The organism is Mycobacterium sp. smrl_JER01, assembly GCF_048513595.2.
Taxonomy (GTDB): domain Bacteria; phylum Actinomycetota; class Actinomycetes; order Mycobacteriales; family Mycobacteriaceae; genus Mycobacterium.
The window spans coordinates 5,695,257-5,708,803 of sequence record NZ_JBLXXK020000001.1 but is presented as its reverse complement, the minus strand read 5'-3'; the positions used below and the strand labels follow the sequence as shown (position 1 = coordinate 5,708,803).

The following is a 13,547-nucleotide window of genomic DNA, read 5'->3' as shown; positions in this document are numbered from 1 at the left end:
GCCCTCCCGGGGATCCCCGGGAGGGCTATCCGATGAGCGAAATCTACTCTGCGCCTTGGCTTCACAGTAACGCCGGTGGGGTGCGCGCCGATACACTGACGACCGTCGAATCGCCGCGCCGGATTCCGACCGAAGGATTGCACTTGCCGTCCCAGCGCTTCCTGGATCGCCGCACCGCACTCACTGTGCCCGCGGTACTTGCTGCGGGTCTGGCGCTGTCGAGTGCCCCGCGTGCCTCGGCCCAGCTCGCGCGCTGGTCGCCCGAGCGTGCCCACCGCTGGCACCGTGCGCAGGGCTGGCTGGTCGGCGCCAACTTCATCCCGGCCAACGCCATCAACCAACTGGAGATGTTTCAGCCCGGCACCTTCGATCCGCGCCGCATCGACACCGAGTTGCGGATGGCAAAGTTGATCGGGTTCACCACGATTCGGGTCTTCCTCCACGATCTGCTCTGGGTGCAGGATCGGATCGGATTCCAGCGGCGGCTGGCCCGGTTCGTCGACATCGCGGCCCATCACGGCATCAAGCCGCTGTTCGTGCTGTTCGATTCCTGTTGGGACCCGCACCCGCGGTTGGGGGAGCAGCGCGATCCGATCCCGGGCGTGCACAACTCGGGATGGGTGCAGAGCCCCGGTGCGGTGCACCTCGGTGACCCGGGACATCACCGGGTGATGCGCGACTACGTGGTGGGTGTGCTGAGTCAGTTCCGCCTCGACAAGCGGGTGCTCGGTTGGGACCTGTGGAACGAACCGGACAACCCCGCCGACGCCTACCGCGCGGTCGAGCGCAGCGACAAGGTCGAGCGGGTCGCGCAGTTGCTGCCTCAGGTCTTCCACTGGGCCCGTTCGGTCGACCCGGTCCAGCCGCTGACCAGCGGCGTCTGGGACGGCGTCTGGGGAGATCCGGCCCGCCGCAGCGAGATCGCCCACATCCAGCTCGAACTCTCCGATGTCATCACGTTCCACAGCTATGCCGATCCGTCGGGTTTCGAGGCCAGGGTGCAGGAGCTCGCGCCGATGGGCCGTCCGATGCTGTGCACCGAATACCTGGCACGAACCCTGGACAGCACGGTGGAATCGATCCTGCCAATCATGAAGCGCCGCAACATCGGCGCGTACACCTGGGGTTTCGTCGCCGGAAAGACCCAGACCTACCTGCCCTGGGAATCCTGGGACCGCCCGGTCACCGCAGCGCCAGGGCTCTGGTTTCATGATCTGCTACACGGCGACGGGCGCCCGTATCGCGATGGTGAGATCACCACGATCCGGCAGCTGACCGGCAGGGACAAGCCGAACTAGGACACCCGGGCGGGGAGCGGGCCGACCAGCTTGGCCGGCCGGCACAGCACCGTCATGAACAGACTCAGTGCGGCGGCGACGGCGAACGCCGTATACACGCTGAGAACGTCGGCGGTCCCGCCCAGCACCGCGGCCGCGATCGGCCGGGAGCCGAGGAAACCGACCAGCCACAACGCCATGATGCGGCCGCGCAGTTCCTCAGGCGCGCGTTCCTGCACCACGGTGCTCAGGCCCGTCATCGCGCATCCGAAGCCGAGCCCCGACACCGCGAAGCCGGTGAATGCCAGCCCGGGGGTGACGGCGAACGCCAGGACGGTGCTTCCGGCTCCCAGTGCGGCCATCCCGATCGAGGACACCACCGCCGAGGCGATCCGACCGCGCAGCAACGCCAGTGCGGTCATCCCGATCGCGGCGCCCACCCCGAACGCCGCGGACAGGGCTCCGACCAGGGACGCATCGCCGCCGAGTTCGTCGGCCATCGACGGGGTTAACGTGATGGACGGATCGGAGACGACACCGACGGTTGTGACCGCGAGCAGGGCGAGCAACAGTGGACGGTCCGCCAGCACGTACCGAACCGCGACGCGCACCCGGTAATCGGTGCCCGAACGGCGTTCGGGTGGAGCGGGGAAGCGCACCGCCAGCAGGAAAACGGCGAAAACCAGGTGCAGGACCGCACTGACCGCGAACGCGGTCGCAGGTCCGGTGTGCGCGGCCAGCGCGGCCCCGGCGGCGGGGCCGATGATCCGGCCGATCGTCATCGGGATGCTGTTGAGTGCCATGGCGGTGGGCAGTTCGCCGGCCCGGATCAGGGTGGGAACGATGGACTGCATCGCGGGACCGCCGACCACGAAACCGAAGCCGACGAGCGTGGTACCCAACAGCACCGGGATCGCGGCCCCCATGCCGGCGAGCACGTCGGGCCGGGCGAACATCCACACCGCGATCGAGGCCGAACCGGATACGCACAGCACCCGGCCCAGCAGAATCTGCCGTGCCGGGTTACCGGTGTCGGCCCATTTACCGCTGGTCGGGCTGAGGATCAACTGCGGCGCGAACTGCACGACGCCGACCAGGCCGACCATCAGAGCCGAGCGGGTCGCGTCGTACATCACGATCGCCGCCACGATGCCGTGGGTCCACACCGCGACGACGGAGAACATCTTGCCCCAGAACAGGGCGCCGAACACCGGATCGAACATCAGACCCAGCGCACCCCGGGTGGGCTGGGGCGGTGTCAGCAGTTCATCGGGCCGGAGGGATCTGGACTGCCGCACCAAATATGCATAGCACATGAATATTTGCTGGTCGAATCCGCTTTTCAGGCGGCCGCGACCGCGGGTGGTCAGTCGTCGTCGCCGACCTCGGCGACGATTTTCTGCGCGATGCGGTTCTGCTCCTCGTGGACCAGCAGGTGCCCGGTGGCCAGAACCAGTGCCACCGGCCATTCGATGATCTCGACGGCGGCCAGCACGCCGAGCGCACCGTAGAACGCCAACTGTTCGGGTCTGGGCAGCCGGACGCGTCCCACCACCGGCAGCTGTACGGCGAAGGACTGTGCCTCGCGGACCCTGCGCACGGCGTCGCGCTGCGATGAGCTCTGCCGCGAGGATTCGGCCATTTGTTGCCTTTCAGTCATGGCGTGTTCGTCGTTCAGACGTCCGCCGTGCGGACCGTGGATGTCGTGGCCAACTCCGAAATCAGTGCGTCTTCGGACCCGGTATCCGTGGTTTCCCGCTTCTTCGCGATCCCGTTGCGCGAGGTGTACGCCGTGTTGTGGCGGGTGGGCGTCCTCGACATCGAGGACTGAAACCGGCTCACCAGTCGCGGCGCGATGACGGCGGTGGCCGTCGCGGCGCCGGCGGTCCCCAGCGCCTGCGTCCAGCCGACCGGGCCCAGCGGCGTGCACCCGAGCAGCTGGCTCACTCCCGGTGTGCTGATCAGTGCACCCATGGTCAGCAGTGATCCGGCCGCGGTGGCGACCACCAGGGGACTGTGCGAATCGATCAGGGTCTGGCCCAACTGGGTCGACACGAGTGCGACCAGCGCCACCGTCGAGGCCCGCCGCGGCCGCAGGGTGAAGCCGGCCATCATCCAGGCCGACGTCGCCGCCGCGGCGGTGGTGGTGCCGCGGATCGCGACGGTCCGCCACAGCGCGGCCTGATCGGGCCCCCGGCCGGTGCCGTCGACGTGCCCGGTGGTCGGGCTGACCGCCAGCGCGGCCGCGGGGAGCGCGTCGGTCATCATGTTGACCAGCAACAGCTGCCGGGCGTTGAGCGGCGACCGACCTGTCAGCGCCGAACCGACGACGGCGAACCCGACCTCGCCGGCGTTGCCGCCGAGCAGCACCGCGACCGCGGCCTGCACCCTGCGCCAGAGTTGACGGCCCTCGTCGATGGCGTCCAGCAGCGCCTCGATCCGGCCGTCGAGCAGCATCACGTCGGCAGCGGTGCGGGCCGGGTCGCTACCGTGGGACGCCACGCCGATGCCGACGGTCGCGGATCTGATCGCCGCGGCGTCGTTCGCGCCGTCGCCGACCATCGCGCACACCAGTCCGGTGCGTTCCAGCGTCTGCACCACCTGCACCTTGTGCTCGGGCGTCATCCGTGCGAAGACGATGCTCTCGCCGACCGCCCGTTCCTGCCCGCGGCGCGACAGCGCCTCCCACTCGGCGCCGCTGATCACCTGTTCGGCCGTGACGGGCAGCCCGAGCTCCGCGGCGACCGCCGCTGCGGTGACGGGGTGGTCGCCGGTGACCAGGCGCACGCCGACCTGTTGCCGATCCAGCGCCGTCAGCAGACCCGCAGCCCCGGGGCGTGGGGTGTCGGAGATGCCCAGCAGGCCGGCCAGGGTGAGTCCGGTCCCGCACAGTTCGGCGAACACCGCGTCGTCGGCCCGGGCGGCGTCGGCCTGTGCCGGGGTCACGGTGCGGCGCGCCACCGCGATGACCCGCAGGCCGGATTCGGCCATCGAGCCGATGGTGCGCCCCAGGCCGGCGTCGGTGGCGCCGCCGCTGGCGTCGAAGACCACCTCGGGGGCACCTTTGAGCACCAGTTCGTCACCGGCGATCGCGGCCGAGAACGGTCGACCCGACCGGAACGGCAGGTGAATCGCATCGCTCCGCCGGTGCTCAGGTTCGCCGGCGGCCTCGATGACGGCGCCGTCGGTGGCGTGTTCGTGGCGGCTGCCGTTCTTCGGCGGGGTGGCCTGCGCCGCGATCGCCAGCACCTCGTCCGCGGTGAAACCGTCGGCCGGGTCGATACGGGTGACCCGCAACCGGTTCTCGCTCAATGTTCCGGTCTTGTCGAAACACACCACGTCCACCCGGCCCAGAGCTTCGACCGACTTCGGGCTGCGGACCAGCGCGCCGGCACCGGACAGTCGCCGGGCCGAGGCCTGTTGTGCCAGCGTGGCAACCAGCGGCAGTCCCTCGGGGACCGCGGCGACGGCGACGGCGACCCCGCTGGCGATGGCCTGCCGCAGTGGCGCGAAGCGCAACAGGCCGAGACCGCTGACCAGGGCACCACCGGCCAGGCTGACCGGCAGCGCGCGATTGGTCAGTTCTCGCAGCTGCGATTGCAGCCCCACGGCCGATCCGTGTGTGGGCGCGACCTCGGCCGCGCGTCGCACCTGGGTCTGCGACCCCACGGTGGTGACCACCGCGAACGCCGAACCGGCCACCACCGTCGTCGCGGCATAGAGCATGCAGCTGCGCTCGGCGACCGCCGAGCCCGGAGTGGGCTCGGATTGCTTCGGCACCGGGAGCGATTCGCCGGTCAGCGCCGACTCGTCGACCTCGAGATCGAACGCCTCGATGATGCGGCAGTCGGCCGGGATGACCTCGCCGGACCGCACCTCGACGACATCGCCGGGCGACAGATCGGCGGCATCGACGCTCTCCCGGCCGTTCGCGGGGTCGCCGGCGAGCACCAACCGGGCCGGCGGATCCTGCACGGCGAGCAATCTCCGCAACAGTCGTTCGGCGCGAACCTGTTGGGACGCAGCCAGTATCGCGTTGCCGGTCAGCACCGAGCCGACCAGGATCGCATCCACCGGGGAGCCCAGGAAGGCGCTCGCCGCGGATCCGACTGCCAGCACCGGGGTCAGCGGGTCGGACAGTTCCTGCCGGACCGCCGTCGCGAGTTCGCTCACCAACCGTAGTGGCGGTGCGGTGAGATTTCCCAGTGCCGAGGCTGACGCATCCGCGGTCGCGGCCAGGCGTGAACGCCGTTCGGGTATTTCACGTTCGGGCAGCGGCAACTCCCGGCGGACCTGATCGATCGACATCGCGTGCCATTCCTGGGTGGCGGCGCGAGGTGGTGGGGAGTCGGCGAGGACCGAGCGCGCCAGCCACACGCCGGTGACCAGACCGGCCGCCGCCCCTGCGGTCACCGGTCCCGGGCCGCGGCCGCGCACCCCCGGGACCATCAGCAGAGCACCCAGAACCGTTGCGCTGGTGGCAAGTTCGACCCCACGTCGGCTGGCACGCCGCGCCCCCGGTAGCGCGTGCATCAGCCGCCATGCGGTGTCCAGGTCGGGGACGAGCACATCGGCGACCCAGGGTGGGCGCCGGCCTGCCGGCGTCATGCCGATGGCAAGATCGCAGGCCAGCAGGGCGTCCGTCGCGTCCGCGGACAGTACCGCCACCGTGCGACCGGCGGTCTGCAAGGAGACGACGGCGTCGACCAACGCGGTGTCGACCGACTGTGCGTCTTCGTGTAGTTCATCGAACGATGAGCGCAGATCGTCGAGTTCGTCACTGGCGATCGAGATCACCTCGACCTCTGCGCGGCGGATCTCGCCGATCACGGCGGCGGCCAACGGGTGGTGCACGTGGCCCACGAACGCCTTGGCGGTGGGCTTACCGTTGCGGCGGCGGGCGGCACTCGGCGCAACGTCGTGCCACCCGGCGCCCAGGCTGCCGTCGTGCACGTGGTGTTGAGCCCACTGCCACGCCGCGGTGCGGTCGCGATCGGTCAGGCGGCCGCCGTCGGCGCCATTGCGCAGCCGCACGACATGCAGCTGCTCGGTGAGGAGCACCCGCGGATCGACGACCACTGCGTCGACCCGGTCGAGCCGACGCAGCGCCTCCCGGCTGAGCGTGAGCACGCCGTGGCGGTCTGCCAGTCCCCGTGCCAGGGTGGCCGCAAAGGCCTCCCGGGCGTGGCGAGCCGCCTTCGGCGCGGTCACCACCGCTGCGGTGGCCGCGGCGTTGAGGTCGCGGGCCAACACTCCGACCGAGGCCGCCGCGAAGACCTGCGCGGCGCCGCTGCGTTCGGCGTGACGTTCGACCGGTCCGGGAGGCAGCGGGCAGGGGCGGGTCGGTCGCTGTCGTGGTTCGGGGGCGTCGGCGTGCTCGGCCAGCACGGGTTCGCGCCGCTGCCACGCACCGCGTGCGGCGGCCACCTCGCCGAGCTGGTTCAGATGCCTGAGGAATTCGACGGCCAGCGAGGTCGGCGACTGCGCCAGCGTGTAGACCGACGTCGCGGCCAGAGCGAGCGCTGTCTCGGCGGCCTGCGCGCCCAGCCGATCTTCGACGATCGCGCGAAGACGGGGTTGATAGTCGACCGCCGTGACAGCCGCGATCAGGCCGGTGGGCAGTGCCGGCCACAGGAGGAGGCGTCCGGCAGCGGCGGCACAGAATCCGACACCGGTGGCCGCTGTCGAGATCATCAAGCCGCCGATCGCCACACCGTCACCGGGCAGCTCGGCGGTGGTCTCGCCCGGCCGTTCGTCCGTCTCGGCGACCCGCTCTTCGGTCTCGGCGATGACGCCGGACAGCGTGTGCACGTCCGGCCCGTCCGGATCGACGGTCACCACCACCCGCGACACCGACATGTTGAGTCGGACCGCGCGGACGCCCGGGACCGATCGCAAGGCCTCGACGACAGCGGAGGCCAGCTCGTGTCCGCCGTCGAGGCCGCGGACTTCGATCCAGCACCGGTCGTCGCAACTCCAGTGCCGGCGAGCGGGCGTGGCGCCGACCAGTTCGCGCGCGGCGTCGACGACTCCGGCGCGCAGATCGGGGGCCAGCACCGCCAGCGGTGCGGTCAGGGTGGCCACCGAACCCGCGGCGAGACGGCCGAGAAGTCCGATCACTTAGCGGCGGTGCGGCGGGACACCGCTTCTCGGGCAGCTGGAGCTTTTCGGGCGGCCGGAGCTTTGCGGGCGGCCGGAGTCTTTCGGGCGGCCGGAGCTTTGCGGGCGGCTGGAGTCTTGCGGGCGGCCGTCGTGGACGCAGAATTGGACGCCGCAGAATCGGACGCCGCAGAATCGGACGACCTGTCGGGCCGGCCGCGCCGGCTGATCTGGTGCACGACAAGTGCCGCGCCGCCGGTGGCGAGCAGAATCGGCCATTCGACCAGTCCCGCGGCGCCGATCGCGCCGAGGGTGAGCGCCGCCGCGGCGGGCGACTGGCTGCCGCTGCTCACCCCGCTGCGGATCCCGTTCGCGGTACCGCGGACTCCGCCGACCACGCCGTTGATCGCGGCGCCGCCGACGGCTCCCGCGGCCGCTGTGGTGGCGTCGGCCACCTTGGTCAGGCCTCGATAGGTCGCTCGAATGGTCGCTGGAAATATCGTTGTCATCGGGTTCATCATCGATTTCTCCTTCACATCCCGGGAACCGGGTGTTCACATGCAATGATGCCCCCGATAACGGTCCGTTATACCGACCGAAAGTGAACGAGCACTTTCTCCGGTACGGGCGTCAGGTATGGGCCGGGGTATTGGCGAACCGGTCGGTGATCGCCTGGCAGAACGCGTCGAGGTCCTGAGGTGAGCGGCTGGTGATCAGGTTGCCGTCGATGCACACCTGCTGGTCGACGACCGTGGCGCCGGCGTTGCGCAGGTCGGTGCGCAGGCTCGGATAGGACGTCAGCGTGCGTCCCTTGACGACGTCGGCTTCGACCAGAGCCCATGGTCCGTGGCAGATGGCGGCGACCGGTTTGCCCGAGCGGACGAAGTCGGCGACGAACTTGACCGCATCCTGGCTCAGCCGCAGCTTGTCACCGTTGACAGTTCCGCCCGGAAGTACCAGGGCGTCGTACTCGTCGACGCGGGCGTCCGCGACGGTGCGGTCCACCGTGAACGTCCCCGCCGGTTCCAGATCGTGGTTGCGCGCGTCGATCTCGCCCGTCTGCACCGACAACAGGTCGACGGTGCCCCCCGCATCGCGGACCACGCCACGGGGTTGTTCCAGTTCGACCTTCTCGACACCGTCCGCGGCCAGGAAGGCGATCTTGCGCCCCTGCAGTTCGTTGGGCATGTCGTCTACTCCTCTCGTTTCTTTCGATGTGTTGGGAGCATTACCCGCAGACATCCGATCGTGGTCCGCCCGCGTACGGTCGGACGTATGACCGCACAACCCGACCGCGATCGCGTCGACACCGTCGCGCCCGGAGACCTCATCTCGCTGCCGCTACCGGACGCCCCCGACGGTGGTGAGCAGCAGTACAAGGTGGTCCACATCGACCCGCGAGGTGCCGCCACCGAAGCGATACTGCTGACGTTGGAATCCGACGACGGCCAGACCTTCGACCTCGAGCTGGCCGCCGACACCGTGGTAACCCGAACCCTGGAATCCAAGTGGGAGTCCCCGCAGAGCCCGACCCCGCACCAGGGGTCTTAGACGTGGGGATCATGTTCTCAGACAACCAGTTTGGCGGTGAAGCAGAGGTGGTACTGACCGATGGCGCACGTGCCGGGGGTCGGTGACACCGAAGGGAGACACTGTTGGGGAGGAGTCGGACGGCGGGCCTGGCCGGTGCCGTGGCATTGGGGGCAATGAGCATTCTCGCCGGTGTGGGGGCGCCTTCGGCGGCCGCGCAACCGTGTCCGGACGTGGAAGTGGTGTTCGCGCGGGGGACCAGTGAACCGACCGGGGTCGGAGGTGTCGGCCGGGCATTCGTCGACGCCTTGCGCGCCCGGGCCGGCTCGAAGACTGTGGGTGTGTACGCGGTGAACTACCCGGCGGCCAACAACTTCCGTGACCGGCCTGCCTTCGCTCGGACCGTCACCGACGGTGTCCGAGATGAGACGGAGCGCCTGCGGTCGATGTCGGTGCGATGTCCGCAAACCCGGTTGGTGCTCGGGGGGTACTCCCAGGGCGCGGCGGTCACCGAGTTCGCCACCTCCGACCGGGTGCCCGGTGGAGTTCCGGCCACCGTCGCGCCCAAACCCCTGCCGCCGGACGTGGCCGACCATGTCGCGGCCGTGGTGCTCTTCGGAGCTCCCGAAGGACAGTTCCTGGTCAAATACGGAGTACCGGGCGTGTCGGTGGGACCGCGCTACGCGCACAAAACGGTCGAGCTGTGCGCGGCCGGCGACAGCGTCTGCGAGGGGGTGCCGAAGGGCGGTCCGAACCCCGCGCACTCGCTGTATCCGGTGAACGGGATGGTCAACGCGGGCGCGCGCTACGCCGCGGGACGGCTGTAGCCCCACGCACCGCCGGCTATGCTCCGGCGGGCACCGGGTAACGGTCGTTGACGTCGGCGTTGGTGTCCTTGCGGGCGCAGTGAGCGCAACAGAAGATGCCGTCATCGGTCTCGATGCCGTGGCCCAGGATGCGGCATCCACAGTGGCCGCACTCCGGGGCCAGCCGCGCCGCAGCGCATTCGACGCTGTCGAACGTCGCGGTCTGTCCGTCGTGCCGGGTCACAGTGAACGCCTTGTCGTAATCGTTGCCACAGGTATCGCAGATGCTCATGCTCGCCGGGGTTCCCGTGCGCCCGACGCGCAAACGTTTGGTGGACGAAGAAGTGGGCATCAATGATCCGTGACGAGCGCATACACCGAATTCGATGCCCCCGAGCTGGCCGTCGACGTCTATCCCCCGCAAGAGGATTCGCAGCTGTTGATCGCGGCTGCGACCGCGGCCGGGGTGCTACCCGGGGCCCGGGTCGCCGATCTGTGCACCGGCAGCGGAGTGGTCGCGATCGCCGCCGCGGCCGCCGGAGCCGCCCAGGTGAGCGCATTCGACATCTGCCCTCGAGCGGTGCAACGCGCGCGCGAGGGTGCGCTGGCCGCCGATGCCGACGTCACGGTGCATCGCGGATCCTGGGCTCGCGCCGTGGAATTCGGCCCGTATGACGTGGTGCTCGCGAATCCGCCCTACGTGCCGCAGGCGCCGGAGGTCGACGGGGTACCCATTCCCGCTGCCGCCGGACCGTCCCGTGCCTGGGACGCCGGAGCGGACGGACGGATGGTCCTGGACCCGCTGTGCGCGGCAGCGCCGTTGCTGCTCGACGAGGGCGGCACGATGCTCATGGTGCATTCGGAATGCTCGAACGTCAGAAGCACCCTGAGCGCGCTGCGTGCTCAGGGTATGCGCGCTGAAGTCGTTGCCCAGCAGCTGATCCCGTTCGGTCCGGTGATGTCGGCTCGGGCACCCTGGCTCATGCGAGCCGGTTTGCTGCCCCGCGGCAGCCGCCAGGAGCGAATCGTCGTGGTCCGCGCGGACGCGCCGTGACCGACCAACAGGCGCGCACGGTCCGGGTCGTGCCGGGAGGCCCGATCATGGTCGAAGGGCCGGTGCGCATCGAACTTCCCGATGGAAGCCAGGTGGAATCGGACCGCTTCATGGTCGCGATCTGCGCGTGCCGCAGATCGAAGACGTATCCGTTGTGCGACACCAGTCATCGTCGACGGTCACGGACCGGCGACGGCTGACCTTTCGTTACCCGAGCCGGCCGCGTCAGTCCAGCGCGCGGCGCAGTGAGGTCCGGCCGGCCTGCCACGCTGCCATCAGGTGGTCTGCCAGCCTGTTCTCGACCAGGTCGAAGGCTCGTATCCCGAAGACGACATCACGGTCGAGCGCCGGTTCGCGGGCGACGAGGTCGCCGACCACATCCGTGCGAACCACCTGCTCGTGCACCGCGTCGGCTTCGACATGCTCGGCATAGAACGCCTGGCACTGCTGCGGTGCGCCCAGGCGTTGCAGCGCCTGCACCATACGGCGTGATCCGGGCGGGGAGGTGACCTCCGTGGCCGCGAAATGACCCACTGCGCAACCCCGCAGCTTGCGGTGCAAGCCGAACATCGACATCAGGTTGACCACTGCCAGGGACTCGGCGGGCACATCGGCGAGGTAGCCCAGATACGAGGTGTCCAGATCGGCGGCGCCCATCAGGTCGGCGAACAGCTGTTGGTGCAGGCGAGCCCCCTTGCCTGCCCCGAACTCGTCGAACTCGACGGCGACGAAGGACGCCTTGGCCTGGCCGGTCAGCCGCGGGATGGCCCACGCGTGCGGATCGCCCTCCTTGAGGTGGTAGAGCGACCGGTGCGCGAAGTACTCGCGCATCTGTTCCCAGCTGCCCTCGTCACGCAGGTAGTACGACGGACCGTCGCCGTCGACCGGCTCCACACACAACGTGTCGAGCTCGTCGAGGGCGCCGGAGTCGGGCTCCAACTCGCCCACGCCGCGCCGCACGTCGGCGAGGAAAAGCTCCTCCAGCCGGCCGCGCAGATACAGCAACCCCGGATTCCACTCCCAGCCGGCGTCCACACCGGCGAAGCCGTGATAGTGCAGTTCGTAGCAGACGTACAGCGCAAGCTGTAGGTCGAGCCCGGTGGGGTCGGCGTCGGCCAGCGAGGTCTCGACTTTGGCCAGGTAGCGCAGCGGGGCCCGCTCGGCCAGCAGCTCCACGACAGACAGGGAGATCGGCCCACGGGGTTCGGGCAGTTGCGGTTGCACCAGCGTCGGCATCACGTCGCCGAAGGTACCCAGCGGCTCCACGCTCAAACGTACTGCTGCGCTCAAACGTATTGCGGCGGGGCCCGTATGCGGGTGCGGGCGGGTACCCGCTGCCCACCCCCGACTACACGCATTGACGGGTTTTTCACATCGGGGCCCGATTGCGATGGCCGGCCCGACCCGCGGGTAACCGACACCCGAGCGCACAAGGCGCTGAAGAAGTTCCGACATGCCGAAATCTCAGTTGAAGGGGTGAACGAGAACATGGCAGCACCGACCAGGACCATCGAGTCCACCGACTCCGTCAAGGCCACCTTGATTGCGCAACTGCGCACCGTGCTGGACCTGACGCACACCGAGATCCAGGTCGCCGAGACCCGGGTGACTCAGGCGCGCACCGACGCTGTACGACGCGAACTGAGCCAGAACGCGGAGAACGCCAAGATCCGCGCCGAGGCGATCGAGAAGGCCATCCGCGAACTCGGCGGCTTTCCCGACGTGATCGGGCCGTTCCTCGGCCGCGCCGCCGCCGCGGTGAAGGCGCTGACCGAGCAGGCCGAACCGTTCGATGAAGCGCTACTGGGCGACCTCGCATTGGAGGGCCAGTTGCTGGACCGGGCCCGGTACGTCAAGGCGCTCGCCGTCGCCGTCAAGGACCGGGACGTCGAGGCGCTGGCCGACCGGTTGATCACCGCCCATTCCGCGACAGTCGAATGGTTGACGACGGTGCTGGCCGAGGACGCGTTGGGCGGCCCGGCCGCGTTGCGCCGGACCCCTCTGCAGGCAGCTGCCGGGCTCGCCGTGAAGCTGGCGAATCTGCCGTTCACCTGGTCCACGCGCAGGGCCGAGCGGGTGGCTGAAGCGATCCGTTCGGTCCGGCCCGCGGTCGCCGACCTCATCGAGCGGGGTTCTGCGACCAGCGAGGTGGCGGCCAAGGCGCTCGCCGGCGCACGCGACTCCGCACTGCAGGCGGCCGAACGGATCACCCGTGAACAGGGTGCCGAGGACGCCGCCGACGTGATCCATGCCGCCCGGGGGGCGACCGGTGTCCTGGACGCCGACGAGCTGCCGATTCCCGGCTACGACGAGCTGAACGTCAACGATGCGGCCAACGCGGTCAAGGATCTGACCGAGCCGACCGACATCCGGACCATCGTGGCCTACGAAGAGGCGCACAAGAACCGCCAGCGGGTGGTGTCCGCCGCGCAGACCAGGCTGGCCGCCATCGCTCAGGAAGTGGTGGGTATCAACTAGCTCCACGCCGCAGACCGCCGGCACGGGACATCCCGTGCCGGCACTGCGTGTGAATACCCGGTGTTTGGATGCCGGTCGCCGGGGTATCACTGCGGCCTTCGGGTCGGCGCGAATGCCGACCGAGTTCTGCAGGAGGCCAAGGTGACCGGGTCGATGAGTATGGAGTCGGTGTCGAAGCGTGCGACGCGCCGATCGTGGCGGGTGACGCTGGCTGCGGCCTTGTCGCACACCGCAACGCGGTTGACCGCTCCCCGCGAGCCGGCCGTGCCGACGCCACCGGGTCTGTGGAGTGGGTCCGCGACC

Annotated in this window: 13 protein-coding genes and 1 pseudogene; 7 read left to right on the top strand and 7 right to left on the bottom strand. The window is 69.6% G+C overall.

All coding sequences use genetic code 11. The features are described from left to right. The first annotated feature begins 161 nt into the window (after nt 1-161). Entirely contained in the window at nt 162-1,298 is a 1,137-nt protein-coding gene (locus ACNUDN_RS26920) for a glycoside hydrolase 5 family protein (RefSeq protein ID WP_419125334.1), read from the top strand. Here the strand turns inward: ACNUDN_RS26920 and ACNUDN_RS26915 are convergent. Both ACNUDN_RS26915 and ACNUDN_RS26910 read right to left on the bottom strand, forming a co-directional pair. Then, nucleotides 1,295-2,500, bottom strand: a complete 1,206-nt coding sequence (locus ACNUDN_RS26915) for an MFS transporter (protein WP_419125333.1) — start codon at nt 2,498-2,500, stop codon at nt 1,295-1,297. The genes ACNUDN_RS26920 and ACNUDN_RS26915 overlap by 4 nt on opposite strands. A 143-nt stretch (nt 2,501-2,643) precedes the next feature. Next, a complete protein-coding gene (locus ACNUDN_RS26910; protein ID WP_419125332.1) occupies nt 2,644-2,919 on the bottom strand; it encodes a hypothetical protein in 276 nt (91 codons plus the stop codon). Nucleotides 2,920-2,940: 21 nt separating this feature from the next. On the opposite strand from ACNUDN_RS26910, the gene ACNUDN_RS26905 reads away from it, so the two are divergent. Continuing rightward, nucleotides 2,941-3,108, top strand: a complete 168-nt coding sequence (locus ACNUDN_RS26905) for an Rv1535 domain-containing protein (protein WP_419125331.1) — start codon at nt 2,941-2,943, stop codon at nt 3,106-3,108. A gap of 5 nt (nt 3,109-3,113) precedes the next feature. Here ACNUDN_RS26905 and ACNUDN_RS26900 read toward each other — a convergent pair. The 3 genes and pseudogenes from ACNUDN_RS26900 to ACNUDN_RS26890 form a co-directional block, all read right to left on the bottom strand. Then, a pseudogene (locus ACNUDN_RS26900) lies at nt 3,114-7,397 on the bottom strand (HAD-IC family P-type ATPase); the annotation flags it as partial. After that, on the bottom strand, nt 7,394-7,885 hold the full coding sequence (locus ACNUDN_RS26895; protein WP_419124732.1) for a hypothetical protein: 492 nt from the start codon (nt 7,883-7,885) through the stop codon (nt 7,394-7,396). The pseudogene ACNUDN_RS26900 and the gene ACNUDN_RS26895, both read right to left, overlap by 4 nt. Before the next feature lie 121 nt (nt 7,886-8,006). Further along, on the bottom strand, nt 8,007-8,564 hold the full coding sequence (locus tag ACNUDN_RS26890) for a type 1 glutamine amidotransferase domain-containing protein (protein ID WP_419124731.1): 558 nt from the start codon (nt 8,562-8,564) through the stop codon (nt 8,007-8,009). 87 nt (nt 8,565-8,651) lie between these two features. Between ACNUDN_RS26890 and ACNUDN_RS26885 the strand changes: the two genes are divergently transcribed. Next, the gene (locus ACNUDN_RS26885) at nt 8,652-8,927 is read left to right on the top strand and encodes a hypothetical protein (RefSeq protein WP_419124730.1); all 276 of its coding nucleotides are present in this window, start codon (nt 8,652-8,654) and stop codon (nt 8,925-8,927) included. Nucleotides 8,928-9,082: 155 nt separating this feature from the next. Then, entirely contained in the window at nt 9,083-9,733 is a 651-nt protein-coding gene (locus ACNUDN_RS26880; RefSeq protein WP_419124729.1) for a cutinase family protein, read from the top strand. A gap of 16 nt (nt 9,734-9,749) precedes the next feature. On the opposite strand, the gene ACNUDN_RS26875 is transcribed toward ACNUDN_RS26880, so the two are convergent. Beyond that, nucleotides 9,750-10,004 carry a metallothionein gene (locus tag ACNUDN_RS26875; protein WP_419125330.1) on the bottom strand — a complete coding sequence of 85 codons (255 nt, stop codon included), beginning with the start codon at nt 10,002-10,004 and terminating at the stop codon, nt 9,750-9,752. 69 nt (nt 10,005-10,073) lie between these two features. On the opposite strand from ACNUDN_RS26875, the gene ACNUDN_RS26870 reads away from it, so the two are divergent. Together ACNUDN_RS26870 and ACNUDN_RS26865 are read left to right on the top strand one after the other, a co-directional pair. After that, nucleotides 10,074-10,766, top strand: a complete 693-nt coding sequence (locus ACNUDN_RS26870) for a HemK2/MTQ2 family protein methyltransferase (protein ID WP_419124728.1) — start codon at nt 10,074-10,076, stop codon at nt 10,764-10,766. Between the two features lie 47 nt (nt 10,767-10,813). Then, entirely contained in the window at nt 10,814-10,966 is a 153-nt protein-coding gene (locus ACNUDN_RS26865) for a CDGSH iron-sulfur domain-containing protein (protein ID WP_419125329.1), read from the top strand. A gap of 25 nt (nt 10,967-10,991) precedes the next feature. Here the strand turns inward: ACNUDN_RS26865 and ACNUDN_RS26860 are convergent, their stop codons facing one another. Beyond that, on the bottom strand, nt 10,992-12,002 hold the full coding sequence (locus ACNUDN_RS26860; protein ID WP_419125328.1) for an iron-containing redox enzyme family protein: 1,011 nt from the start codon (nt 12,000-12,002) through the stop codon (nt 10,992-10,994). A 252-nt stretch (nt 12,003-12,254) separates the two neighbouring features. Here ACNUDN_RS26860 and ACNUDN_RS26855 point away from each other — a divergent pair, with 252 nt between their 5' ends. Continuing rightward, the gene (locus tag ACNUDN_RS26855) at nt 12,255-13,244 is read left to right on the top strand and encodes a ferritin-like domain-containing protein (RefSeq protein ID WP_419124727.1); all 990 of its coding nucleotides are present in this window, start codon (nt 12,255-12,257) and stop codon (nt 13,242-13,244) included. Nucleotides 13,245-13,547 lie beyond the last annotated feature (303 nt).